Origin of the sequence: Nonomuraea sp. NPDC050153 (assembly GCF_044460125.1) — a bacterium.
Lineage (GTDB): Bacteria > Actinomycetota > Actinomycetes > Streptosporangiales > Streptosporangiaceae > Nonomuraea.
This window is the reverse complement of the sequence record NZ_JBITJQ010000027.1, coordinates 15,353-39,398: the sequence shown is the minus strand read 5'-3', so window position 1 is coordinate 39,398 and position 24,046 is coordinate 15,353. Positions and strand designations below refer to the sequence as shown.

Annotated in this window: 19 protein-coding genes; 9 read left to right on the top strand and 10 right to left on the bottom strand. The window is 70.3% G+C overall.

What is annotated here, in order from left to right; translation table 11 throughout:
• Positions 1–139: 139 nt before the first annotated feature.
• Both ACIBQ1_RS43710 and ACIBQ1_RS43705 read left to right on the top strand, forming a co-directional pair.
• On the top strand, positions 140–1,765 hold the full coding sequence (locus ACIBQ1_RS43710) for a PP2C family protein-serine/threonine phosphatase (RefSeq protein WP_397286662.1): 1,626 nt from the start codon (positions 140–142) through the stop codon (positions 1,763–1,765).
• Positions 1,762–2,829: a B12-binding domain-containing protein gene (locus tag ACIBQ1_RS43705; RefSeq protein WP_397286660.1), complete on the top strand. Its 1,068-nt coding sequence runs from the start codon at positions 1,762–1,764 to the stop codon at positions 2,827–2,829. The genes ACIBQ1_RS43710 and ACIBQ1_RS43705 overlap by 4 nt, the downstream gene beginning before the upstream one ends.
• Here the strand turns inward: ACIBQ1_RS43705 and ACIBQ1_RS43700 are convergent.
• From ACIBQ1_RS43700 to ACIBQ1_RS43685, 4 genes are read right to left on the bottom strand one after another with little or no spacing between them, the layout of a single operon-like run.
• Entirely contained in the window at positions 2,826–3,728 is a 903-nt protein-coding gene (locus ACIBQ1_RS43700) for a carbohydrate ABC transporter permease (RefSeq protein WP_397286658.1), read from the bottom strand. The genes ACIBQ1_RS43705 and ACIBQ1_RS43700 overlap by 4 nt on opposite strands.
• A complete protein-coding gene (locus ACIBQ1_RS43695) occupies positions 3,725–4,606 on the bottom strand; it encodes a carbohydrate ABC transporter permease (RefSeq protein WP_397286656.1) in 882 nt (293 codons plus the stop codon). Before ACIBQ1_RS43695 ends, ACIBQ1_RS43700 begins: the two co-directional genes overlap by 4 nt.
• Positions 4,606–5,976, bottom strand: a complete 1,371-nt coding sequence (locus ACIBQ1_RS43690; protein WP_397286654.1) for an extracellular solute-binding protein — start codon at positions 5,974–5,976, stop codon at positions 4,606–4,608. The genes ACIBQ1_RS43695 and ACIBQ1_RS43690 overlap by 1 nt, the downstream gene beginning before the upstream one ends.
• Positions 5,977–5,988: 12 nt before the next feature.
• A complete protein-coding gene (locus ACIBQ1_RS43685) occupies positions 5,989–7,842 on the bottom strand; it encodes a glycoside hydrolase family 127 protein (RefSeq protein WP_397286652.1) in 1,854 nt (617 codons plus the stop codon).
• Positions 7,843–8,007: 165 nt separating this feature from the next.
• Here ACIBQ1_RS43685 and ACIBQ1_RS43680 point away from each other — a divergent pair, with 165 nt between their 5' ends.
• The 3 genes from ACIBQ1_RS43680 to ACIBQ1_RS43670 all read left to right on the top strand — a co-directional run bounded on the left by ACIBQ1_RS43680 (position 8,008) and on the right by ACIBQ1_RS43670 (position 12,712).
• On the top strand, positions 8,008–9,039 hold the full coding sequence (locus tag ACIBQ1_RS43680) for a LacI family DNA-binding transcriptional regulator (protein WP_397286650.1): 1,032 nt from the start codon (positions 8,008–8,010) through the stop codon (positions 9,037–9,039).
• A gap of 298 nt (positions 9,040–9,337) precedes the next feature.
• Positions 9,338–11,203, top strand: a complete 1,866-nt coding sequence (locus ACIBQ1_RS43675; protein ID WP_397286648.1) for an Ig domain-containing protein — start codon at positions 9,338–9,340, stop codon at positions 11,201–11,203.
• 9 nt (positions 11,204–11,212) lie between these two features.
• Positions 11,213–12,712 carry an Ig domain-containing protein gene (locus ACIBQ1_RS43670; RefSeq protein ID WP_397286646.1) on the top strand — a complete coding sequence of 500 codons (1,500 nt, stop codon included), beginning with the start codon at positions 11,213–11,215 and terminating at the stop codon, positions 12,710–12,712.
• A gap of 42 nt (positions 12,713–12,754) precedes the next feature.
• Here the strand turns inward: ACIBQ1_RS43670 and ACIBQ1_RS43665 are convergent, their stop codons facing one another.
• Together ACIBQ1_RS43665 and ACIBQ1_RS43660 are read right to left on the bottom strand one after the other, a co-directional pair.
• Positions 12,755–14,005, bottom strand: coding sequence for a hypothetical protein (locus ACIBQ1_RS43665; RefSeq protein WP_397286644.1), 1,251 nt, complete (start codon positions 14,003–14,005; stop codon positions 12,755–12,757).
• Positions 14,006–14,045: 40 nt separating this feature from the next.
• A complete protein-coding gene (locus tag ACIBQ1_RS43660; RefSeq protein WP_397286642.1) occupies positions 14,046–14,816 on the bottom strand; it encodes a pectate lyase in 771 nt (256 codons plus the stop codon).
• Positions 14,817–15,000: 184 nt separating this feature from the next.
• On the opposite strand from ACIBQ1_RS43660, the gene ACIBQ1_RS43655 reads away from it, so the two are divergent.
• Entirely contained in the window at positions 15,001–18,177 is a 3,177-nt protein-coding gene (locus ACIBQ1_RS43655; RefSeq protein WP_397286640.1) for an ATP-binding protein, read from the top strand.
• 70 nt (positions 18,178–18,247) lie between these two features.
• Here ACIBQ1_RS43655 and ACIBQ1_RS43650 read toward each other — a convergent pair whose 3' ends face one another.
• On the bottom strand, positions 18,248–18,865 hold the full coding sequence (locus ACIBQ1_RS43650; RefSeq protein WP_397286638.1) for a TetR/AcrR family transcriptional regulator: 618 nt from the start codon (positions 18,863–18,865) through the stop codon (positions 18,248–18,250).
• Positions 18,866–19,000: 135 nt separating this feature from the next.
• Here ACIBQ1_RS43650 and ACIBQ1_RS43645 point away from each other — a divergent pair, with 135 nt between their 5' ends.
• The 3 genes from ACIBQ1_RS43645 to ACIBQ1_RS43635 are packed head-to-tail and all read left to right on the top strand — an operon-like array spanning position 19,001 to position 21,346.
• The gene (locus ACIBQ1_RS43645; protein ID WP_397286636.1) at positions 19,001–19,594 is read left to right on the top strand and encodes an MSMEG_1061 family FMN-dependent PPOX-type flavoprotein; all 594 of its coding nucleotides are present in this window, start codon (positions 19,001–19,003) and stop codon (positions 19,592–19,594) included.
• A 23-nt stretch (positions 19,595–19,617) separates the two neighbouring features.
• Positions 19,618–20,526, top strand: a complete 909-nt coding sequence (locus ACIBQ1_RS43640; RefSeq protein ID WP_397286634.1) for a PDR/VanB family oxidoreductase — start codon at positions 19,618–19,620, stop codon at positions 20,524–20,526.
• A 49-nt stretch (positions 20,527–20,575) separates the two neighbouring features.
• The gene (locus ACIBQ1_RS43635) at positions 20,576–21,346 is read left to right on the top strand and encodes a siderophore-interacting protein (protein ID WP_397286632.1); all 771 of its coding nucleotides are present in this window, start codon (positions 20,576–20,578) and stop codon (positions 21,344–21,346) included.
• A 31-nt stretch (positions 21,347–21,377) separates the two neighbouring features.
• Here the strand turns inward: ACIBQ1_RS43635 and ACIBQ1_RS43630 are convergent, their stop codons facing one another.
• The 3 genes from ACIBQ1_RS43630 to ACIBQ1_RS43620 all read right to left on the bottom strand — a co-directional run bounded on the left by ACIBQ1_RS43630 (position 21,378) and on the right by ACIBQ1_RS43620 (position 24,005).
• Positions 21,378–21,821 (bottom strand): TetR-like C-terminal domain-containing protein, encoded by a 444-nt coding sequence (locus ACIBQ1_RS43630; protein WP_397286630.1) that lies wholly within the window; start codon positions 21,819–21,821, stop codon positions 21,378–21,380.
• 99 nt (positions 21,822–21,920) lie between these two features.
• Positions 21,921–23,165, bottom strand: a complete 1,245-nt coding sequence (locus ACIBQ1_RS43625) for an epoxide hydrolase family protein (protein WP_397286628.1) — start codon at positions 23,163–23,165, stop codon at positions 21,921–21,923.
• A gap of 21 nt (positions 23,166–23,186) precedes the next feature.
• Positions 23,187–24,005 carry an NmrA family NAD(P)-binding protein gene (locus ACIBQ1_RS43620; protein ID WP_397286626.1) on the bottom strand — a complete coding sequence of 273 codons (819 nt, stop codon included), beginning with the start codon at positions 24,003–24,005 and terminating at the stop codon, positions 23,187–23,189.
• Positions 24,006–24,046 lie beyond the last annotated feature (41 nt).

Sequence of the window (24,046 nt, the reverse complement as noted above, 5' to 3'; positions counted from 1 at the left end):
CCTTCGGCGTCCCTCCGGAGGGCGAGCAATCGATTTGTCAACATAGCCGCACGCTTCGCAAAGGCGGCATACGAGGGGGGTGAAAGATACTCCAAAGAACCACATGACGTGACGAAAGCCACAGCCCACAGCCCGTAGAGTGGCGGATCTGGAGAGGAGTCTGGGGCGAGGCACGATCGGGATGGTGTGGGAAGACGCGCCGTACCCGATGCTGGCGGTCGATACCGCCGGCATCATCGAGCAGGCGAACGGGGCGGCCCGGCGGCTGCTCGTGGGCGCGGCCGTCGGCGTACCGCTGGCGCGGGCCGCCCCGGTCTGGCTGTCACAGGCCCACCGCGAGGTCTGCGCCGGGCTCCATGTCGATCACAGGGCCCGCGGGCCAGTCGGTGGACAGGTGTTCGAGGCGCATCCCGTGCACGCCGACCGCGACCGTGTCATGTGGTGGCTCGTCGACGTCGACGATCACCAGCGGGCCGTCGAGGAACTGCGGGCCGAGCGGGAGTGGACCGCGTTCATGGTGGAGGCGTCCGTCGAGCTGCTGTCGTCGCTCAACCTGGAGCGTTGTCTGGAGGCGACCGCGCGCCTGGCCGCCCGGCGGCTCGCCGACGCCGCGCTGGTCGTCATGCCGCTGGCCCCACGTCAGTACACGATCGTCCACTGCGACCCGCGGGGTGAGGTGTCCCGCGAGCGCGCGTCCATCGATCCCCGTACGGTCCCGGGGCTCGCAGAGGCGCTGCAGGGCTTTCCACCGGCGCCCACCCGGTGGAGCGATCCGGCCGAGGCGCCCGCCTGGGTGCTGGGAGACCGAGGTGGCGAGGTGGGCTCGGTGGCGGTGACCGCGCTGCCCGGCCATGGCCTGCCCGCGGGCGCGTTGGTGCTGCTGCGCCGTACCCCTCAGGCCGGTTTCTCGGACGCCGAGAAGGTGTTCGCGCCGCTGTTCACCGCGTGGGCCGGCGCGGCGATCTCGGTCGCGCGGCTGTACGCCGAGCAGGCGGCCATCGCCGAGACCCTGATGGCCGAGCTGCTGCCGCCCGCGGCTCCGCCGCTGGAGGGCGTGGAGCTGGCGGCCCGCTACCGGCCCGCGGGCGACAGCGAACGCGTCGGCGGCGACTTCTACGACGTGCATCCCGTGGGCGGCTCCGGACGGGAGTCGCTGGTGGTGCTCGGCGACGTGTCCGGCAAGGGCCTCGAGGCCGCTGTGCTCACCGGCAAGATCCGCAACATCCTGCGCGCCCTGGTGCCACTGGCCGACGACCACCATCGGGTGCTCGAACTGCTGAACTGCGTGCTGCTCACGCACGGCGACCCGACGCGCTTCGTCACGCTCGTCCTGGCCTCGATCGAGCGCCGCGCGGACCAGGTCATGTTGCGGCTGACCAGCGCCGGGCACCCGCCGCCGCTGATCGTGCGGAACGACGGCCGCGTGGAGCCGGTCCGCGCCGCCGGCACGCTGATCGGCCTGGTGGAGCACATCACCAGCGTCACCGAGTCGGTGCTGCTGGAGCCCGGCGAGACGTGCCTGCTTTACAGCGACGGCATCGTCGAGGCCAGGGGCGGGCCGCTCGGCGACGAGTTCTTCGGCGAGGAGCGGCTGTGCGAGCAGCTCCGGCAGTGCGCCGGCATGCCCCCAGAAGCCCTGGCCGATCGCGTCCAGATGCTGGCCTGCCAGTGGGTCGGCGGTGGCGAGCACGACGACATGGCGATCGTCGCCATCACCGCGCCCCGCGAGCCGTCTCGCCGCGTGGCCGAACATCGGCTGCCATGAGACACGAGGTCGAGGAACGCGTCGAGACGTTGTGGGCGGCGGCGACGGCCGGGGACGAGTACTCCGCCGCCGACGTGGCGCTGGCCGCGCTCGACGCCGGGATGCCGGTGGAGACCCTGCTGCTGGACGTCGTCGCCGCGGTGCAGTCGCGCGTCGGCCTGGAGTGGGCGGCCAACCGCCTCACGGTCGCCCAGGAGCACACCGCCACGGCCGTCAACGAGCGCGTGCTCGCGGCGCTGGCCCACCAGCCCTCCGTGCGGGGGAATCCGGAGCCGGGCAGGGGCCGCATCACGGTGGCCTGCGTCCACGGCGAGTGGCATGCGTTCCCTGCGCGGCTGCTGGCCGAGGTGCTGCGCCTGCGCGGCTGGCACGTCGACTACCTGGGGGCGCAGGTGCCCACGCCACACCTGGTCGCCCACCTGCACCGGACGAACCCGGACGCGGCGGCGCTGTCCGGCTCGCTCGCGCCCCGGCTGCCCGCCGCGCACGCGGCGATCACGTCGTGCCAGGCGGTGGGCACGCCGGTGCTGGCCGGTGGCGCCGCCTTCGGCCCGGACGGCCGCTATGCCCGGCTGCTCGGTGCCGACGCCTGGGCTCCCGACGCGGGTGCCGCCGCCGACCTCCTGGCCGCCGGGCCGCCGCCGCGCCGGCCTGCGCCCGGCCGGCCGCCGCACCTGGCCGGCCCCGAGTACGCCGCCCTCACCGAGTCCGCCGCGGTCCTGGTGAGAGGCGTCGCGGAAGAGCTGACCCGGCGCGTCCCCGAGCTGGCGCCGGCCTACGCGGAGCGCAGGCTCGGACACCCCGCCGAGGACGTCGCGTCCATCGTCGACCACCTGCGGGCGGCCCTGTACGTCGACGACCCCGAGTTGTTCTCCTCCTTCGTGAGCTGGATGGCGGAAGTCCTCACGGCGCACGGCGGCATCCCGGCGCGCGTGCTGCTCCCTGTCCTGGAGGCGCTGGCCGACCGCCTTCCCGGCTCCCCCCGCGCCCTCGTCATGCTGGGGAGGGCGCGCGACGTGGCGCGGAGCCACCACACGGGCGATCATCGGTCGCGCCGCGCCTAGTTCTTGATGCCCGTCAGGGTGACCCCCTCGATGAAGTAGCGCTGCATGAAGAAGAAGAGCGCGATGATCGGCGCGATGATGGCCGCCGAGGCCGCCATGAGGTAGCCCCACTGGGTGATGTACATGCTCTGGAACGACGCCAGGCCCAGCGACAGCGTGTAGTTCTCCTCGCTCTGCAGGTACAGCAGCGGCCCGAGGAAGTCGTTCCAGGTGCCGATGAACGTGAAGATGGTCACCACGATGATCGCGGGTTTGGACAGCGGCATGACGATCGTCCAGAACACCCGCCACGGCGAGGCCCCGTCGATGTAGGCGGCCTCGTCCAGCTCGAACGGGATCGTCAGGAAGAACTGCCGCAGCAGGAAGATGTTGAACACTCCCCCGCCCGCCCCCGCGAACCAGCTCGGGACCGTGAGCGGGGCGATGGTGTCGATCGCGTCCAGCTCCTGCCACATGACGAACGTCGGGATGAGCGTCACCGCGTACGGCAGCATCACGCCGCTCAGCAGCAGCGCGAACACCACGTTGCGCCCGCGCCAGCGCAGCCGGGAGAAGCTGAAGGCCGCCACCGCGCAGGTCAGCACGGTGCCCAGCACGCTGACGACGGCGATCACCAGCGTGTTGAGGAAGTAGCGGCCGAACGGCTGGGTGGTGAGGGACTCGGAGAAGTTCGACCACTGGAAGGGCGAGGGGATCCACTCGGGCGGCGAGATGAACATCTGCGCGTCCTGCATGAGCGCGCTGCGCACCAGCCAGACGAACGGCAGCAGGGTCGGGATCGACCCGGCCACCAGCGCCGCGTACAGCAGGACCCGGCCGTATCTGCGCGGTTTGCGCAGGCCCTGGGTCGGGGCCACGCCGCGCGCGGTGGCATTGTCGGGTGTCGCCAGGGCGGTCATCGTGCGCCTGCCATCTCGTAGTAGACCCAGCGGCGGGCGTTTCTGAACATCAGGAACGTGATCACCATAATGACCATGAACAGCGTCCAGGCGAGGGCGCTGGCGTAGCCCATCTCGCTCTCGGTGAACGCCTTGCGGAACAGGTAGTAGACGTAGAAGAGCGTGGCGTGGTTGGGGCCGCCCTCGGTCATCACGTACGCCTGGTTGAACACCTGGAAGGTGCCGACCACGCCGACCACCAGGTTGTAGAAGATGGTCGGCGTCATCATCGGCAGCGTCACGTGCCAGAAGCGCCGCCACGCGCCGCCGCCGTCGATCGACACGGCCTCGTACAGGTGCCTCGGCACGCCCTGCAGCCCCGCCAGGAAGATCACCATGGTGTTGCCGAAGCCCCACGTGCTCATGATGATCATCGAGGGCACCGCGGTCGACTCGGCGTAGATCCACTGGGAGCCCGGCAGGCCGCCCTGCCGGAGCAGGGAGTTGAGCAGGCCGAAGTCCGGGTTGAAGATCCAGATCCACAGGACGACGTTGGCGATGGCGGGGACGAGCGTGGGCAGGTAGAAGATCGTCCGCCAGACGGCCAGGCCGCGCACCTTCTGGTTGAGCAGCATGGCCACGGCGAAGCTGACGATCAGCACCAGCGGCACCGCGCCGAGCGTGTAGTACGTGGTGGTGGACAGCGACTTCCAGAACAGCTCGTCCTGGACCATGGTGGCGTAGTTGTCCAGGCCGATGAAGTTCGGGCTGGCGCCGATCGTCCAGTCGGTCAGGCTGAAGTACGCCGAGGCCACCATGGGCCCGATCGTGAAGATGACGAACCCGAGGATGGCGGGCAGCGCCATCAGGATGCCCCATCGTGCTTCGAGGCGGCGCATCAGATCTCCTGGGTGTGCTGCCAGCCCTGGAGCATGCTGGTGATCTTCGGCGTGACCTCCTTGAGGATCTCGCCGGCCGGGCGCTTGCCGGTCTCGATCTCCTGCAGTGCCGGGGCCAGCACGTCGCTGCTGATGGTGGACATGTTCTTGACGCGGTTGCCGAACGTGGGCACGCCGTGGTCGCGGGCGTAGTCCACCACGGCCGTGCGGAACTCCGCCGGGTGGAGCTCGTTCTTGGTCCAGGAGTCGATGGACGCCTGCTCCTCGTAGTACTTCTTCTCCTGGGGCATCCACAGGCCCTTGGCGAACAGGTCGACGTAGCGCGGGTCGTTGTGGAAGGCGAACAGCTCGACCGCCTCCTGCTCGTGCTTGGACCCCGCGAACACCGCCGAGGCCCCCGCCACCTGGGAGGCGGTGAACGGCTCCTTGTACTTGGGCAGCACGCCGATGCCGTAGTCGACCTTGCTCTCGTTCATGTCGAGCAGGCTCCAGTGGCCGTCCACCACCATCGCCACCCGCTTGGTCTTGAGCAGGATGTTGGTGCCGGGCGCATCGTCGCCGGTCGAGGCCAGCTGGCCCGGGCCGGGCGCGACGCGGTGCTTGTAGATGAGGTCCTGCAGGTTCTGGAACACCTGGATCGCCTCGGGGGTGTCGAGCAGGCACTTCTTGCCGGTCTCGTCGGCGAAGTCGACGCCGTTGCTGCGCAGGAACCCGTACCAGGCGGCGCCGTAGGTGATGCTGCTGGAGATCCCGAACTGCTTGATCTGCTTGGGGTCGAAGCCGGACTCGTCCGGATGCTTGCCGTTCTGGTCGACGGTCAGCTTGTAGGCGTTCTCGACGAGCTGGTCCCACGTCCACGCGGAGGCAGCGTCGGCCGGCGGCGTCACGCCCGCGGCGGCGACGGCGGACTTGCTGAACCACAGCAGCTCGATCTCGTTCGCGGTCGCGACGCCGTGCAGGTTGTCCTGGCCGCTCCACAGGTACGCGTCCGGCAGGTAACCGGCCAGCTGCGGATATTTCTTCAAATAGGGGAACAGGTTGACCAGCTTGCCCTGCTGGCCCAGCCGGTACGACATCGCCAGCGGCACGTACCCGGCGTCCGGGAGCCGGTTGCTGGCCACGAGCGTGTTGAGCTTCACGTCGTACTCGTCGGGCGTGTAGAGCGCCTTGACCGCCACCCCCGCGTGCTTCTGCTCGTACTGCTTGAGCATCCGCTCGACGGCCGCCTTCTCGAACGTCGAGCCCCAGTACATGAACTGGAGCTGCACGTTCTTTCCGCCCGAGCCGGAGCCCGAGCCGCCGCCGCAGGCCGCCGCCGCGGTGCCGAGGGCGGCGAGCCCGCCCAGCTTCAACAGGTCGCGTCTTCTCATCCGCGTCTTTCCTTACGCGAGGGGGAGCCAGACCCGCATCGGGCCGCCGTCCCGGTTGTCCCACTGGAAGTAGGGGACGGCGGTCGCGGTCGCGCTGGTGCTGGTCGCCAGGGGTTTCGTGGTGTACGGAAGGCCGCCGCGCGGCTGGTCCACGGCGACGGCGTCGGTTTCGATCAGTACGGTGCGCCCGACGCCCGGGAGGTCGTCCACGGGCTTGAGGCGCAGGGGGGCCTGCGGGCTCAGGGCGAGGTCGTCCACCTCGACGCCCTCGGGCTGGTCGGCCTGCTCGAAGCAGTAGACGAGCGGTCCGCGCTCCAGGGCCACGCTGCCCCTGACCGCGTCGATCCTGCGGTGGGGGTAGGTGATCCTGGGCGTCAGGTCGAGCCGGAGCTCGACCGTGTCGCCCTGCCGCCAGTGACGACGGATCCTGAAATATCCGTCTTCGTCGGCATGGGCAGGGCGGTCATCGATGTACGTGTCCTCGCTCCAGGCGGGAATGCGCAGGGCGAGCTCCCACTCGCCCTCCTCCTCGATCGTGATGCGGACGAGCCCGTCCCACGGGTAGTCGGTCTCGATCCGGACCCGGCCGTTCACGGTCCCGGGGACGTACTGGTGCAGCTGGAGACCGGCCTCGGTGGTCGTGGCCACGTAGGAGCCGAGCGAGGCCACCAGGCGCATGATGTTCGGCGGGCAGCAGGCGCACGCGAACCACTCCCTGCGCCGCCCGAGGTAGGCGTCCTCGACGAGGTCGGCGCGGCGCTGCAGCGGGTTGACGTAGAAGAAGCGCACGCCCTCCGCCGACGTGGAGGCGGCGAAGGCGTTGTAGAGCGTGCGCTCGATCAGGTCGGCGTGACGGCCGTGGCCGGTGGCCAGGAGCAGCCGCCAGTTCCAGTGGATGCTCGCGATGGCGGCGCAGCTCTCGCTGTAGGCGCGGTCGGACGGCAGCTCGTACCGCTCGCCGAACGCCTCGCCGTCGTGGCGGGAGCCGTGGCCGCCGGTGATGTACGTCTTGGTGGCGACCATGTCCTCCCAGCGGCGCAGCGAGCACTCCAGCAGCGACTCGTCCCCGGTCTCCAGGTAGACGTCGACGATGCCGGCCTCCAGGTAGAGCTGGCGCACGGCGTGCCCGACCGCGGTGTCGGCCTCGCGTACCGGCAGGTGGTCCTGGGCGTACAGCATGCCCATGCCGCTGTCCTTGATCAGGCCCTTGCCGCGGTTGTCGATCAGCTTGGACGCCAGCTCCAGGTACGTGCGCTCGCCCGTCAGCCGGTACAGCTCGACCAGCGCGGTCTCGACCTCGGCGTGGCCGTCGATGCCGTCGTTCCCGCCGGTCAGGAACACCTCGACCAGGTGGTCGGCGAAGCGCCTGGCGACCTCGACCACCCCGTCGCCGATCCCGGCGCGGGCGGCCGCCACCGCCGCCTGGAACAGGTGGCCCGCGCAGTACATCTCGTGGCTGTACTCGAGCTCGGCGTAGATCTTGTCCGGTTTGACGACCTGATAGTGCGAGTTGAGGTACCCGTTGTCGCGCTGGGCCTTCTTCAGGACTGCCGCCGCCTGGTCGGCGAACTCGGCGTACTCCGGCTCAGGGGCGCGGACGTACTCCCACGCAATCGCCTCCAGCTGCTTGTAGAGGTCGGAGTCCTGGAAGCGGTAGCCCTGGAAGGGCCCTTCGCCTTCGCCTCCGGCGCGGCGGAGATTGGGCAGCACGCCCGACCGCTCCATCTGCTCCAGGCCCAGCGGGATACTGGCCTCGTGATTGGTCCGCTGCCATCGCGCGAACGGGCCGCCGGTGATGGCGACGTCGTGGATGCCGATCGGCCGCCACAGTGCCCGGCTGGACGGAACGACAGGACTCTGATGCATCGAGCTCCTCAACCTCAAAACCTCTACCTGACCTCAACCTCGGCGTCGGCCTCGCTGAGAAAACCTTGGGAATAGGTTTTCTCAAACGGAGGGTAAGGTGTGATACATCACAGGTCAAGGGGATGCTTGTGCGTATGAGGGTGTGACCGCGGAAAGGGGACTCGGTTGACCAGTCCTTCGGATGGGACAGCGAAGACCGTCACGATCAGGGACGTCGCGGCGGCGGCCGACGTGTCGATCGGCACCGCGTCCAAGGCGCTCAACGGCCGCGGCCGGATGCGCGACGAGACCCGCGGCCGGGTGCTCGCCGCCGCCGAGCGGCTCGGCTTCCGGCCCAATCCGCTCGCCCAGGGGCTGCTGGCGGGCCGCACGTACACGGTGGGCCTGGTCACGGGCGACAGCTTCGGCCGCTTCAGCATCCCGGTGATGCTGGGCGCCGAGGACGCGCTGGGCGCGGGGCAGATCTCGGTGTTCATGTGCGACACGCGCGACGACCCGATCAGGGAGCGGCACTACGTCGAGCGCCTGCTGGCCAGGCGCGTCGAGGGCATCATCGTCACGGGCCGGCGCACCGAGCCGCGCGCCGGCATCGGCCGCGACCTGCCCGTTCCCGTCGTGTACGCGATGACGCAGTCGACCGACGACTCGGACGTGTCGATCATCCCGGACGACGAGGGCGGCGGGGCGCTGGCCGCCCGCCACCTCATGGCGACGGGGCGCACCCGCATCGGCCACGTCACCGGGCCGCAGCGCTTCCAGGCCGCGCGGCGCCGCGCCCAGGGCCTGACCACCGCCCTGGCCTCGGCCGGGCTGTCGCCCGCGGGCGAGATCCTTTACGGGCAGTGGAGCGAGGAGTGGGGGCGGCAGGGGGCCGACGTGCTGCTGCACGCGGCGCCCGACGTGGACGCCATCTTCTGCGGGAGCGACCAGATCGCCCGGGGGGTGGCCGAGACGCTGCGCGAGCGGGGGCGGCGGGTTCCCGAGGACGTGGCGCTGGTGGGGTTCGACAACTGGGAGCCGATGGCGCTGGGGTGCCGGCCGCCGTTGACGACCGTGGACATGAACCTTGGGGAGATCGGGCGGATGGCGGCCCGGCACCTGCTGGACTCGATCGCGGGCCTGCCGACCACGGGCGGGGTCACGATCGTCCCGGCCAGCCTGGTCCTCCGCGAATCCACCCGCCGCGCCGCCCCATGACACCCGCCACGCGCGTCACGCCGAGCGGCAATGGGCACGCGCCCGTCGGCGGGTCGCGGCCGGGGCCCGGGTGGCGGGCCTGTGCGCCGGAGGGGGACGGGGTGGTGCAAGGAGTTGCAAGGATGGGCGGATGGGGTTGACCGGTGCTGTGTAACACCTTACTGTGCGCCAGGGAAAACCTATTCCCATCCTTAGAGGAGTCCGGATGGACCGAGGATGCCGCACCGCCCCGAAAGCCGCTAAGGGCGCAAGGCGAATCACCGCAGCGGCAGTCTTGATCGCCTCCTTATTCACCGGCGTGTCGCAACCAGCGCACGCCGCGACGACCGCGACGGTCGTCGACATGTTCGGCAGGACCGTCAACGACTACGGCGTCAAGCTCGTCGACTGGCAGGGCTACCTGGCCAACCCGTACGTCGAGCTCACCGTCAAACCCCCGTCCGACGCCCGCTACCCCGTCACCGTCGACCTCAAGGCAGAGGGCACCTCCAGGCTCATGATGGACCTGCCCAGCCAGCTCACCGCCACCGGCGCCACCAAGACGCTGACGTTCGCGAGCGCGAGTGACCAGAAGGTGTTCCGCCTCGCGATCCACTCCAAGCGGGGCCCGGGCCAGGATGAAAGTTACACGCTCAGGCTGAACATCCGGGACGCGTCCGGCACCACCACCCAGCAGCAGCTGCCGATCCGGGTGCAGCAGGACGAGAAGACCGCGCTGCAGCCCAGCCTGCCCACCACCTTCGACTACCGCTACGACAACATCACCGGCTACTTCAACGAGCCGAACTTCAGGAACGCCGCCGAGGAGGCGGTCAAGGACTGGTTCAGGTTCTTCGACATGCAGCCGTTCGACACCGTGGCGGCCGGGGCGGAGAACAACCACCTGCCGGGCAACGACTGGCAGAACACCATCAACGTCACCAACAACGCCGCCTACAACGGCATGTACGTGTTCTTCCGCGGCATCCAGACCCCGTACTCGACCGGCTACCCCGCCGCCAACGGCAAGTACAGCACCCGGGGCGGCCAGCAGCTCGCGGGCCCGCTGCACCGCTCGACCGCGATGATCTTCGAGTACGACGAGGCCGGCAAGCAGCTGTTCACCTCCCTGGCCGACGAGGACTGGTACAAGACGGAGATCGCGGGCTCGGTGCTCGACGTGCACGGCCTGGTCATGCACGAGTACGGCCACGCCGTCGCCTACCACAGCGACTGGGCCGGGATGCGCTCCTACGTCCAGTCAGGCGGCAACGACCCGGACGTCGTCGCCTACGAGGGCTACCCGGTCCCCCTGGACAGCAGCTACCACATCCCCGGCGACCAGAAGTACTGGGACCGGCTCAGCGGCCAGAGCGGCGGCTGGACCCACATGTTCCCCACCCGCCGGTGGATGCTGACCAAGCTGGCCCTGCTGGTCGCCGAGAACGCCGGGTGGAAGCTCAACCGCAACCTCACCCCGTTCCTGCCGCCCTCCATCGTCACGACCTCCCTGCCGTCGGCCACGCCGGGCACGGCCTACAGCCAGACCCTCCAGGCCAAGGGCGGCGTGCCGTTCTACGACTGGCAGGTCACCAGCGGCTCCCTGCCCGCGGGGCTCACGCTCGACCGGTTCACCGGAACGGTCAGCGGCACCCCCACCACGGCGGGGACGGCCGGCTTCACCGTCCAGCTGCGCGACTACGACAAGCTCAGCACGCCGCTGACCAGGACCTTCCAGCTCACGGTCGGCAGTGGCGGCGGCACCTCCACCAACGTGGCCGGCAGCGCCACCCCCTCCGCCTCCTACACCTCCCCGTGGGAGAGCGTGGCGGCGATCAACGACGGCATCGACCCGCCCAGCTCGAACGACACCGTCAACCGCCGCTGGGGCACCTGGCCCAACACCGGCAGCCAGTGGGCCGAGCTCACCTGGCCGGCCGCCCAGACCCTCAGATCAGCCGACGTCTACTTCTTCGACGACGCCGACGGCGTCCGCCTGCCCGCCTCCTGGAAGCTCCAGTACTGGACCGGCAGCGCCTACGCCGACGTCCCCGGCACGTACCCGATCGCCATCAACGCCTACAACAAGGTCACGTTCAACCCGATCAGCACCACACGCCTGCGCGTGGTCCTGCAGAGCGGTCAGGCCTCGGTGGGACTGCTCGAAGTGAAGGCCTACACCTAGAAGGGTTCAATGCGGAAGATCGCCATCTTCAGCGCGCTGGCTGCCCTGGCCGGCGCGCTGTCGGTCCCCTCTCCCAGCCTCGCCGCGCGCCAGCCGGCTCCCGCGCTGGACGTGTTCGACATCTTCTACCGCAAAGTCAACGACTTCGGCGTCCAGCTCGTGGACTGGCAGGGCTACCTCGCCAACCCCTACATCGAGCTGACCGTGCGCGCGCCGAAGGTCCCCGGCATCCAGTATCCGCTGAAGGTGGATCTGCAGGCCAAGGGCACGTCCCGGCTGATGTTCAACATGCCGAGCGAGCTGACGGCCGCCGGGGCGACCAAGTCCTTCACGCTCACCGGCCCCGCCGACCGCGAGGTCGTGCGGCTGGCCATCCACTCCAAGCAGAGCGGCGGCCGGGACGAACTGCACCAGTGGATCATGAAGACCACGGACGCGGCCGGCGCCACCGGCACCCAGACCATGCCGATCCGGGTGCAGCAGGACGAGAAGACCCCGCTCAAGCCGACGATCCCCATCGACTTCGACTACCGCTACGACGACATCACCGGCTACTTCAAGGACCCCGGGGTGCGCAAGGCCGCCGAGGCCGCGGTGCGGAACTGGTTCGCGTTCTTCGACCTGCGGCCGTTCGACACGGTCCCGGCGGGCGACGAGGTCAACCGGCTGCCGGGCGACGACTGGCAGAACGAGGTCGAGGTCTCCAACGCCAAGCCGTACAACGGCATGTACGTGTTCTTCCGCGGCATCCAGACCCCGTACTCGACCGGCTACCCCACCATCAACGGCAAGTTCCACACCCAGAACGGCAAGCCCACCCCCTACCACCGCTCGACCAGCATGATCCTCGAGTACGACGAGCAGCTGATGAAGCTGTTCACCTCGCTCAAGGACGAGGACTGGTACAAGACCGACCTGGGCCAGGTGATCGACGTCCAGGGGTTGGTCATGCACGAGTACGGCCACGCGGTCGCCTTCCACAGCGACTGGCAGGGCATGGCCGACTACGTCGGCTCCAAGGGCAAGGACGACCAGGAGGTCATCGACTACCAGGGCTACCCGGTCCCGCTCGACACCAGCTACCACGTGCCCGGCGACGACCCGTACTGGGACCGGATCAGCGGGCAGAGCGGCGGCTGGCGGCACGTCTTCCCGACCCGCAGGTGGGAGCTGACCAAGCTCACGCTGCTGATCGCGGAGAACGCCGGCTGGAAGCTGAACAGGAGCCTGACCCCGTTCCTGAAGCCCTCGATCGAGACCTCCGCCGTCCCGGCGGCGAAGGCCGGGGCCGCCTACGAGCAGCGGCTCCAGGCCAAGGGCGGCGTCCCGTTCTACGACTGGCAGGTCACCGGCGGCGCGCTGCCGGAGGGGCTCACCCTGGACAGGTTCACCGGGGCGATCACCGGCAAGCCCGCCAAGGCCGGGTCGTACGAGTTCACCGTCCAGCTCAGGGACTACGACAAGCTGAGCGCCCCCGTCACGCGTGACTACCAGCTCACCGTCGGATAGCACGAAGGAGGGCGGCGGAGACCCCGCCGCCCTCCCCTTTTGTCAGAGGCCGTAGCGGCTCTTCAGGTGCCGCCACCAGTCCCGGAACATCCACTTGTCGAACTCCGTGATCTGCGCCGCGCTGCCCGCCTTCATCAGGAAGCAGCACTGGCCCGTCGGAGTCCAGTCGTAGAAGTCGTCCAGGCCGAACGAGTGGCCCATCTCATGCAGCAGGATGTGGATGTTGTCGGCGTTGAGGTTCGACATGTAGTACTCGCTGCCGATCCGCTGCCCCCAGTCGCCCCCGGCTCCCCCGCCGAACCCGGCGGTCAGCCAGAGCGACATGTCGTAGTGGTGCGACGCGCCGCCCGGGCAGTTGGGGTACTGGCCGCTCTGGTTGAAGAACCGGCCGCAGGGCTCGGCGCACTGGGGCGCGTTCTCGCGGATGTTGTTGACGTAGATGTCCACGGAGTTGTCGCTCCACTGCAGCTGCGCCCGGTCCCGTACGGCCCAGCCCACGACCTTGACCGGCACGTTCGCGTACGGCCAGCCGTTGTGGCCGGCCATGACGTCCATCCACTTCTTGAACTGGCGGGCCAGCGCCGCGTGGATCTGGTCGCGCTGCGCCGCCGTCACCGTGGCGGTGGTGTCCCAGCGCACGCAGTAGTTGATCGAGCCGCCGTTGGCCATGACCTGGTCCCAGCCGTAGTTGCGGAACCCGTACAGGTTGGGGTATGTGCTCTCGACGTGCTGCCAGACCTCGTTGAGCGGGGTGACGAGGTTGGCGGGCGGGTTCCAGGTCGTGGTGCCGCCGCCGGAGTCGGGGGTCCACGCCTTGACCTCCAGCAGGCCGACCGAGCCCGCGCCGCTCTGCAGCTGGACGCGCAGGCGCGTGGTGCTGACCTGCGTGAAGCTCACCTTGTTGTAGGCGTTGACCGCGGTCGGGTACGTGGCGGAGATGTCGGCGTACGCGCTGCCGGTCCAGTACTGGAGCTTCCAGGAGGCGGGCACCCGGACGCCGCCGCCGTCGTCGAAGAAGTAGACGTCGGCGCCTTTGAGGGTCTGGGCCGAGGTCCAGGTGAGCTCGGCCCACTGGGTGCCGGTGTTGGGCCAGGTGCCCCAGCGGCGGTTGACGGTGTCGTTCGAGCTGGGCGGGTCGATGCCGTCGTTGATCGCCGCCACGCTCTCCCACGGGGAGGTGTAGGAGGCGGACGGGGTCGCGTTCCTGGCCACGTTCGTGTCGGCCAGGGCGTTCTGGATGGGTAAGAAGAAGGTGACGATCACCAGGAGGGGCAGGACGGCCAGGCGTTTCATTCGGGCACCTCTGATTGTGGTAGCGCTAACATTCAGTGGATCACCGATACGTGATGTCGGATGAAGAGTAGATGCAGTTCACGCCGTCGGCCCCGGATCCGATCTTCACCGGCTCCTGGCCCTTGGGGACGCCCCGGTACTTCTCGCAGATGGTGGCGCTGCCGTACACGGTGATCCGGCTGAACCTGGCCGTGTCGCCCCAGTTCGTGTTGATGCCGGCCAGGACCTTGGTGGTGCGGACGGTGACGCCGTCCATGACCACGTTGCGCCGGTAGGAGGTGGAGCAGTTGCCGCAGGCGCGGTAGAGCTTGCCGGAGCCGTGCACCTGGAAGTTCCTGATGGTCAGCGTGCCGGCGCCGTTGTGCTGGAACACCTTGTCGGAGCCGGACTTGGCGCCGCCGCCGTCCACCAGGTAGGTCGCCGACGAGCTGGACGACTTGAACGTCGCGGCGTCCTCGCCCACGTCGTTCCACCAGACGTTGCGGATGGTGCAGGAGCCCTCGCAGTGGATGCCGTCGCCGGCCGGGGCGTCGATGATGACGTTCTGGATGGTGCCGCCGTTGGCCACCACGAACATCGGGTCCTGGCTCTCGCCCTGGCCGCCGTCGCCGATGCCGTAGTAGCGCTTCATGCCGCCGTCGAAGAACGTGCCGGCGTTGCGGGTCGTGGTGATGTGCACGCTGCCGGTGTCGCTCGGCCAGGGGCCGCTGCCGTCTGTCGCGGCCTGCGCGGGAGGCGCCGCGGTGACGGCGGCCAGCAGCCCGGCGGCCATCGCTGTGGCCACCACTGTGGAACGAGATCGGAATGTCAAGGTCGCTCTCCCTTTCGGTAAGCGCTTTCCCAACGGGACTGAACCGCGCCTGCTTTGATCGCACGGGCGCGGGTCCACGTCAAACCGGAGACGGGGGTATGCTCTCCGACCTGCGGGTTCCCGCTGAAAGTTTCATCTCGGCCGGAGCCCCGGAATTGTCGGCGGGGCCGCGTAGAGTGCCCGCATGGCGATGCTCATCGGGAGGGAGCGACCCGCGGCCGCGCTCCGCGGCGAGGTCGAGCGCGCGCTCGTCAGCCACGGCGCCCTGGTGCTGGTCACCGGCGAGGCGGGGATCGGCAAGAGCGCCCTGGTGGCGGGCGCGGCGGAGGAGGCCGTGCGCGGGGGCGCCCGGCTGCTCAGCGGGGCCTGCTGGGAGGGCGAGGGCGCGCCGGGCTACTGGCCGTGGGTGCAGGTGGTCCGCCGGCTCGTCCCCGGAGCGACGCCGCGGAGCCCTCTCGCGGGCCTGGCCGGGCCGGACGGGTTCGAGCTGTACGACGCGGTGACCGGCCTGCTGGTGGACGCCTCCCGCGAGCAGCCCGTCGTGGTCGTGCTCGAAGACCTCCACTGGGCGGACGCGGCCTCGCTGAGGCTGCTGGAGTTCGTGGTGCGGCACGCCTGGTTCGAGCGGCTGCTGGTGATCGGCACCTATCGCGACGCCGAGGTCGACGGGCCGCTGAGCCTGCCGTTGGAGGCCAAGGCCACCGTCCTCACGTTGACGGGCCTGGACCGGGAGGAGGTCGGCCGGCTGGTGGCCCACACGACGGGCGTGGAGCCCGGCGCGGAGCTGGTGACGGAGATCCACCGGCGCACGGGCGGCAACCCGTTCTTCGTGGAGCAGACCGCCCGCCTGTGGCAGGGCGGGACACCTCTGGCGACGATCCCGCCGGGGGTCGGGGCGGCGGTCCGGCGGCGGTTGTCGCGACTGCCGGAGGAGGTGATGGAGCTGCTGCGCATGGCGGCGGTCCTGGGCCGCGAGTTCACCGAGCCCACCCTGCGCACCGCTCTCGGCTTCTCGCTCGCCTCGCGTGCGACCGGTCAGAGGCTCGTCGGCGAGGCCTCGGTGCGGCGGGCGCTCGACCAGGCCGTGTCTGCCAAGCTCATCACCTCACTGGGCTCCGGCCGCCACGCCTTCGTGCACGACCTCGTACGCGAGACCCTCTACGCCGAGCTGAGCGAGGACGAAGCCCGCGCCCGGCACGCCGCCGCGCTCCACGCCCTCGACCAAGCACTGCCCGCGACCCGCGCCCACCACGCCTACCTCGCCGGCGTGCCCGACGCCCCCGGCCTCCTCCTCACCGCGGCGCGAGACGCCGAAGCACGGATGGCCGACGAGGAGGCCGTCGGGCACTACCGGCGCGCCCTGGAGCTGACCCCCGTGTGGGCGGCACGCAGGCGGGCCACGATCGGCGTGGATCTCGGCGTGGCACAACACCGGGTGGGTGACACCGCCACCGGCACACGCACGCTGGAGTCGGCCATCGCCGTCACCCGCCATCTCGACGACCCCGACCTGCTGGCCCTGACCGCCCTGAAGCTGCACGACCTCGGCCACACCGGCCAGGGCCGCTGGAGCGACTTCGTCCACGAGGCCCACCACCGCCTGATCCACCCGCCCGCCCCCGAAACCACGGCACCCGTACGGGGCAAGAGCGCGTCCACCATCGTCTCCCCCGAGGCGGGCAAGGAAGCGGGCAAGGCCGACATCTCAGGACACCAGCGTGACGACACCACGCGCACGTCCACCGACGCCTCCCGCGAGACGAGCGAGAGCGCGTCAGGGCCCGGCGGCTACGGCCGGAGGCGGGATGTCGTGGCCCGGGAGTTGAGCGAGGTGGCGGCGGAGCTGGCCAGGCAGGGTGCGGATGACGAGACGCTCGGGTTCAGCCTGCTCGCCAGGCTGGGCGCGATCTGGGAGCCGGGCACCGCGCGCGAACGACTGGCCGTCACCGAGGAGCTGGCGGCCGTGGCGCGGCGGAGCCGGGATCCCCGGCTGGAGCTGACCGCGCGGTCCTGGCGCGTCGGCGCGCTGCTGGAGCTGGGCGATCCGCGGTGCCTGACCGAGCAGCGGGCCTTCGCCACGCACGCCGAGGGGGCCGAGCTGTCGTTGTTCCAGCACGAGGCCACGGTGCTCCAGGCCATGTTCGCCACGCTCGCCGGCCGCTTCGACGAGGCGGGGACGCACATCGACGCCGCTTACGAGCTGGGCGAGCAGCCGGGCATCGGCCGACGTGACCTGCGCTGGATGCAGCGGTGGTCGGTCGCGACGCTCAGCGGCCGTTTCGAGCAGGCCGACGGTGTCCTGGCGGAGATGGAGCTCGCGGGCAGCCGTCACTTCCCGCTCTACCGCGCCGCCACAGCGGCGCGACGAGGCGACGCGGATGCCGCTCGCCACCTGGCGGAGGTCATGGCAACGGGCCGGCGGCACCAGCGGTGGATGGCGCCGCTGTGGCTGAGACTCCAGGCGCAGGCGGCCGCCCTGTCGAAGGATCCGGTGCTCTGCGAGCAAGCGCGGGCCGCGATCACCCCGTACGTCGGCCAGTGGGGCGTGACGGCCACCGTCGCCGTCGAGGGGCCGTTCGCGCATTGGGCGGCGGTGCTCGACGCCGCCCAGGGGCGCTGGGACGAGGCCGTCGACGGGTTCACCGCCGCCTGTCGCGCGGCCGACCTGCTGGGCGCCCGCCCCTGGTCGATCGAGTCCCGCGCCCGCCTGGCCGAGGCGCTGCAGGCGCGCGGCGACGACGCCTCCGCGCTCGTTGCGCGGGTCGAGCGGGACGCCGCGGCCATCGGCATGCTCGTACGCCTGCCACGCCCCGAAGCCGACGCCTTCCGCCTCGACGGCGGGGTCTGGACCCTGACCTTCGCCGGCCGGACCGTGCACCTGCCCGACTCCAAGGGCCTGGCCGACCTGCGCGTCCTGCTCGACCGCCCCGGGAGCGACGTCCCCGCGGTCGAGCTGCTCAACCCGGCGGGCGGCGAGATCGTCCTCGCCGCGCGGAGCATGGGCGGTGACGACATGCTGGACGAGGAGGCCAGGACCCGCTACCGCAGGCGCCTGGAGCTGCTCGACGACGAGATCGACCGGGCCGCCGACCTGGGCGACGACCGCCGGGCGGCCGAGCTCGACGCCGAGCGCACGGCGCTGCTGGACGAACTGCGCACGGCCGCCGGGCTGGGCGGCCGCCCGCGCCGCCTCGGCGACGAGGCCGAACGTGCCCGCAAGGCGGTCACCAACCGGATCCGCAACACCCTGCGCCAACTCGACCACCGCCACCCGGAGCTGGCCGCCCACCTGAGATCCTCGATCTCCACGGGTGCCACATGCCGATATCACCCCAGCTCCGAAGTGCATTGGTCATCGTGACGACCGGCGGAGCCGCCCGAGATCGACGTCGCGCCCGTCGTCGCCCGGGGCCGCTACCGGAAGGCCCCGATCACATCGAGGTCAGGTAGCGGGTGAACATCGCGACGAGCTCGTCCTCCAGACGCTTCAGGTCAATGGGCTCGTGCTCCGCGATGACCTGGTGGACGACCAGTTCGATCGTGGCGTTGAGGATCCGGGCGGCGGTGTCGATGTCGGAGACCCGCACCTCGGGATAGCGGCGCAGCAGGTCGCGGGTGTAGGCGATCCGCGCGTCCTTGTACTGGTTGACCTTCTTCACCAGGTCCTGGGAGCGCGGCGCCTGCTCCACCATGATGCGCAGCAACTGCGGGTCGTCCAGGTGGTTCGCGATGGCGGCCTGTACGAAGACGCGCATGACGCCTTCGATGGTGTCGGGCAGCTCCTCGGCCTGGCGGCGGCTGACCTCGGCCGCGCCGCTGTCGAGGTGGCCGGCCATCAGCTCCAGGAGGATGGCGTCCTTGTTCGGATAGTACTGATACAGCGATCCGATCGACACGCGGGCCCGTTCGGCGATCCGGTTGGTGGTGCCGGCGGCGTAGCCGTACTCGGTGAAAACGTGAGCAGCCGCCTTGAGGATGCGCCGGCGGGTGAGCTCGGCGCGGGCCTGCCGGGGCTGTTTACGCGGGTGAAGCCGTTGCTTCTCCGACACCGCGGACCTCCTGTCGAGGAGCGTGAAAGCGAGTAGCGCAAGAACCGAAGGATTGCTCATAATAGCGCCATGAGCAGGCAAAATGCGCCACTCGCAGAGCTTCGTCCAGCCTCTCGGCAGCCCCGCGAGGTGTCCATGGAAGAGGTCCGCGCCCGGCTCGGCGAGCCCGACGCGATGATCGCGAACAAGATCCAGGACCACATCGACGAGCACATCCGCTACTTCATCGCGCACTCGCCCTTCCTGGCGATGGCCACCGCGGACGCGTCGGGACGGGCCGACTGCTCGCCCCGCGGCGACTATCCGGGCTTCGTGAAGGTCCTCGACGAACACACGCTCGCGATCCCCGACCGGCCCGGCAACAAGATCGCCGACTCTTTCCGCAACCTCGCCGAGAACGACGGGATCGGGCTGCTGTTCCTCATCCCCGGCTCGCGGGAGAGCCTGCGCGTCAACGGCCGCGCCTATCCCACCGACGAGCCCGACGTGCTGGCCCGGATGCAGATCGAGGCCAGCGAGCCCGAACTGGCCCTCGTCGTCGACGTCGAGGAGGCCTACTTCCACTGCGGCCGCGCGCTCATCCGCTCCCGCCTGTGGGACCCCGCCAGCCAGGCACTCGCCGACGAGCTTCCGACGCTCGGTGAAGTCGCCGCCGCGCAGTTCGGGCTCGACCTCGACCCGCGACTCATCGAAGCCGGCCTCGAAGAGGGCTACCGGAAACTCTACTGACCGAAACCCGACGTGATCACCTCATGCAGCTCACCATTCTCGACCGCGTCGACCGCGTCGCCGAGGACGTCGTCGCCCTCACCCTGCGCGGCGCGGCCGGCCCGCTGGCGCCCTGGGAGCCGGGCGCGCACATCGACCTCGCCCTGCCGAACTGGCTGACCAGGCAGTACTCCCTGTGCGGCGACCCGGCCGACCCCGGGCGCTACCGCATCGCAGTACGCCACGAACGGCTCAGCCGAGGCGGCTCCGACTACATCCATCGCTATCTCCGGCAGGGCCGCACGCTGGAGGTGTCCCTGCCACGCAACAACTTCCCGCTCGTCGCGGCTCCTGACTACCTCTTCCTGGCGGGCGGGATCGGCGTCACCGCCATCCTGCCGATGTTGCGGGCGGCCATCGACGAGGGCGCGTCGGGCTCGATGGTCTACACGGGACGCACGTACGCCACCATGCCCTTCGCCGGCGACCTGCGCTCCGCGTACGGCGACCGGGTGACGATCGTCGCCACCGAGCACGACGGGCGCCCCGACCTCGCCGCGCTCGGTGCCGGTCTCGGACCCGAGACCGTCGTGTACTGCTGCGGGCCCGCGTCCCTGCTCGCCGCCTGCGAGGCCGCCTTCCCGGCCGAGCGGCTGCACATCGAGCGCTTCCGGCCGACGCCCAGGACGTTCGCGCCCAATACCGCGTTCGAGGTCGTGTGCGCACGGTCAGGACGTACCGTGCCGGTGCCCGCGGACGAGTCGCTGCTGGCCGCGCTGACGCACGCCGGCCTCCCCGTGCCCTCCGGCTGCCGGGAAGGCGTCTGCGGCAGCTGCGAGCTCACCGTTCTGGAGGGCGAGCCCGAGCATCGCGACGACATCGGCGCCGCACCCGGCCGCATGTACGCCTGCGTGTCCCGCTCGCTGTCGGCCCGCCTCGTCATCGACCTGTGAGGAGAGAAACAAGGTGCTGCCGAAGGTACGCCTGCCCGAAACACGACGAATGATCACCCTGGAGGTCGTCGGGAACACCAGGCTGAGCCCTCACTTCACCACCGTCACCCTCGGCGGCCCCGAACTGGAGAGCCTGCGGCCGATGGGCTTCGACCAGACGGTTCGCCTGTTCTTCCCCCGGGAGGGCCAGACGGGTCTCAGGATGCCGACCCTCTCCAACGAGGCCTGGATGGCGCAGGTGCTGCTCCTGCCCAAGTCACGGCGGCCGTGGGTGCGTAATTACACGATCCGGCGGGTCCGCCCCGAAGCGCACGAGGTGGACATCGAATTCGTCCTGCACGGCGACACCAGCCCGGCCTCGGCGTGGGCGACGCGGGCCAAGCCCGGCGAGCCGGCGGGCATCTTCGACATGGGCATCAGCTACCTGCCGCCGTCCGGCGCCTCCTGGCACCTGCTCGTCGGCGACGAGAGCGCGCTGCCCGCCATCATGGCGATCCTGGAGCACGCGCCGGCCTCGCTCGTCGCCGAGGTCTTCCTGGAGGTCCCCGAAAGCGCGGACATCCGCGGGGACGTGAGGCACCCGCCGGGCGTACGGATCCACTGGCTCCCCCGCGACGGCGCCGGCACCATTCCCGGCGAGCTGGCCCTCGAAACCGTCAGGCGCGCGGCCCTGCCCGCCGGCCGCTTCTACACCTGGGCCGCGGGCGAGTCCCGCCTGCCCACCGGGCTGCGCCGGCACCTGGTGAACGACCGCGGCACGCCCAAGGGCGACATCGCGTTCCTCGGCTACTGGCGGCACGGCCGCTCCAGCCCCGGCTGATCGGCTCGCCCACCAGCGTCCCGGCGTGGCCCTACTCCGGCTTGCATTGACGCAGGACGGACGCGATCACGTCGTCCAGTCCGTGCTCGGCCGCGCTTTCCGGGAGCATGCCGCTCACTGTCAGGTCGGCGAAACCGTGCAGCGCCGCGAAGACCGGCAGGGCGACCTGTTCCAGCGGGCCCTTCCGTACCTCGCCCCGGCGCTGCCCATCGCCGATCAGCCCCAGGAGCTGTTCGGACCAGCGGTGGGCGGTCGCGCCCAGCGCCTGCGACGCCTCCGGGCTGTGTTTGGCCGAGAACATCAGGTCGAGCAGCGCGGCGTTGGCCACGGCGAAGCCCACATAGGCGCGGGCCGCGGCGTCCAGTCGGAGGAACTGAGCGGCGTCGTCTTCCCCGAACCCGCCCTGGCCACGGGCTGAGCCGGCCTCACCGCACATCGTCCTCGCCGGCGGCGGCCGGGCCGCGCGAACCTCCACCGCCTCGATCAGTTCGGCCGGCCGGCCGCTGACCGTCCCGCCGGACCGGGGCCGCCCGGGCGGCGTCCCCGCGTCCTGTGTGCTCGGCGCCGGGCGTGATCAGCGGAGCTTGGCGAAGAACGTGGTGACGTCCTCGGCGAAGAGGGCCGGCTGCTCAGTCGCGAAGAAGTGGCCGCCCTTGTCGTATTCGGCCCAGTGCACGATGTTGTGGTCGCGTTCGGCCCATGGGCGGATGGTGACGTCGCAGGTCTTCGACACGAGCACGCCCGTCGGCACGGTGCCCCGCACCGCCGCGCCCCAGTCACCCGCGCCACCCGAACCGGACGGGTCCGAATCGGTCGCACCCCAATCGGAAGCGCCGTCCCCATCGGGCGCGCCGCTCGAGACGGGATCGTCGCCCGAGGTGGCGGCCCAGTCGTCTGCGCCGGCTTCGCTCCAGTCGGCGGCGCCCATGCTCTCGTAGTAGAACTGCGCCGACGAGCCCGCCGTGCCCGTCAGCCAGTAGATGGTGACGTCGGTCAGCATCAGGTCGCGGTCGAGCGAGTCCTCAGGCAGCCCGTCCACCGGATCCGTCAGTTCCTTGAACTTCTCCATGATCCAGGCGAGCTGCCCCACCGGCGAGTCGTGCAGCCCGTACGAGACCGTCTGCGGCCGCTTCGACTGCGTCTGGAGGTAGCCGTCGTTGAAGTTCTGCATCGTGTCCCAACGCCGCCGATCCTCCTCCGTCAGCCCGTCCATCTCCCCTTCCTGGCCGATGGGGAAGGTGAGGGCGGCGTTGAGGTGGACGCCGACGACGTGGTCGGGCTCGTGTTTGCCCATCTCCGGCGCGACGAAGGAGCCGCTGTCCCCGCCCTGCACCCCGTACCGGTCATAACCGAGCATCGCCATCAGCTGCGTGAATGCCTTGGCGGTGCGGGCGGGGTCCCAGCCCGGACCGGACAGCGGGGTGGAGAAACCGAAGCCCGGCAAGGAGGGGATGACCAGGTGGAAGTCCCGCGAGAGGGGCTCGATGACGTCCAGGAACATCACGAACGTGCCCGGCCAGCCGTGCAGGAGCATGAGGGGCAGGGCGGACGGGTTCTCGGAGCGGATGTGGGCGAAGTGGATGTTCTGCCCGTCGATCGTGGCGGTGAACTGGGGGATCTCGTTGAGCCTGGCCTCGTGGGCGCGCCAGTCGTAGCCGGTGCGCCAGTATTCGGCCAGGTCCTTGAGGTAGTCGAGGGGGACGCCGCGCTCCCACCCGGTGCCGGGCAGCTGATCCTGCCAGCGGGTCATCGCCAGACGGGTACGAAGGTCGTCCAGGTCCTGCTGAGGAACTTCAATGCGAAAAGGCCGAATTGTCATGATATTTCTCCTGATAATCGACTAAGAACGGAAGGCGGAGGCGTGCTCCGCGGCCCACTGGGCGAACGTGTGCGCGGGGCGGCCGGTCACCTGCTCGACGGTCGGCAGCGCGACGGAGGCGGCCTCCGGCGGGTTGGCGCCGAGCTGGACCGCGAACTCGATCAGCTCCTCCCCCGCCCCCCACGCCTCCATCGACGCCCGGTACTGCGCCTCGCTCAGCTCCTCGAACCGGACCTCCCGCCCGACGGCCTCGCCGATCATGCGGGCCCGCCGCTCGGGGGTCAGCGCCTCCGGCCCGGTGAGCAGGTACGACTGCCCGGCATGCCCCTCCTCGACCAGCGCCGCCACGGCGACGGCGGCGATGTCCGCCTCGTGGACCACGGCACCCGGATGGTTGCCGAAAACCCGGACCACGCCTTCCTGGCGGATCGATTCGGCCCATTCGAGCGCGTTGGTCATGAACTCTACGCAGAGCAACTGCGTCCAGCCGAGTCCCCCGGCCCGCAGCGCCTCCTCGACCGAGCACTCGTCCCAGCTGCTCAGCACGCTGACCCGGGCCACGCCCGCCTTCGCGGCCAGCTCGACGAGCTCGGGCCCGGTCTGGAGCCCCGCCTGGTCGTCACCGGCGACCGTGATCAGGTGCAGCCCGGTCACACCCTCCAGCGCGGGCCCCAGGGACTGCGGCGCGGTCAGGTCGCCATAGGCCACCTCCACGGACTCGGGCAGCCGCGCCGCCGCCGGGTTCCTGGTCAGGGCCCGTACTCGCTCGCCCCGCGCGACAAGCTGCGCCACGATCTGGCGGCCGACCGTACCGGTGGCACCGGTCACGAGAATCGTCATGGTTTCCTCTCGTCCAAAGGTTCGACCGAGAGGCGCTACAC

Excerpts from the sequence above, each read along its gene's own strand:
- ACIBQ1_RS43705 (WP_397286660.1), top strand. The coding sequence starts at position 1,762 with ATGAGACACGAGGTCGAGGAACGCGTCGAGACGTTGTGGGCGGCGGCG.
- ACIBQ1_RS43685 (WP_397286652.1), bottom strand. The coding sequence starts at position 7,842 with ATGCATCAGAGTCCTGTCGTTCCGTCCAGCCGGGCACTGTGGCGGCCG.
- ACIBQ1_RS43625 (WP_397286628.1), bottom strand. The coding sequence starts at position 23,165 with ATGACAATTCGGCCTTTTCGCATTGAAGTTCCTCAGCAGGACCTGGAC.
- ACIBQ1_RS43655 (WP_397286640.1), top strand. The coding sequence starts at position 15,001 with ATGGCGATGCTCATCGGGAGGGAGCGACCCGCGGCCGCGCTCCGCGGC.
- ACIBQ1_RS43635 (WP_397286632.1), top strand. The coding sequence starts at position 20,576 with ATGATCACCCTGGAGGTCGTCGGGAACACCAGGCTGAGCCCTCACTTC.
- ACIBQ1_RS43640 (WP_397286634.1), top strand. The coding sequence starts at position 19,618 with ATGCAGCTCACCATTCTCGACCGCGTCGACCGCGTCGCCGAGGACGTC.
- ACIBQ1_RS43670 (WP_397286646.1), top strand. The coding sequence starts at position 11,213 with ATGCGGAAGATCGCCATCTTCAGCGCGCTGGCTGCCCTGGCCGGCGCG.
- ACIBQ1_RS43645 (WP_397286636.1), top strand. The coding sequence starts at position 19,001 with ATGGAAGAGGTCCGCGCCCGGCTCGGCGAGCCCGACGCGATGATCGCG.
- ACIBQ1_RS43690 (WP_397286654.1), bottom strand. The coding sequence starts at position 5,976 with ATGAGAAGACGCGACCTGTTGAAGCTGGGCGGGCTCGCCGCCCTCGGC.
- ACIBQ1_RS43665 (WP_397286644.1), bottom strand. The coding sequence starts at position 14,005 with ATGAAACGCCTGGCCGTCCTGCCCCTCCTGGTGATCGTCACCTTCTTC.
- ACIBQ1_RS43620 (WP_397286626.1), bottom strand. The coding sequence starts at position 24,005 with ATGACGATTCTCGTGACCGGTGCCACCGGTACGGTCGGCCGCCAGATC.
- ACIBQ1_RS43700 (WP_397286658.1), bottom strand. The coding sequence starts at position 3,728 with ATGACCGCCCTGGCGACACCCGACAATGCCACCGCGCGCGGCGTGGCC.
- ACIBQ1_RS43695 (WP_397286656.1), bottom strand. The coding sequence starts at position 4,606 with ATGCGCCGCCTCGAAGCACGATGGGGCATCCTGATGGCGCTGCCCGCC.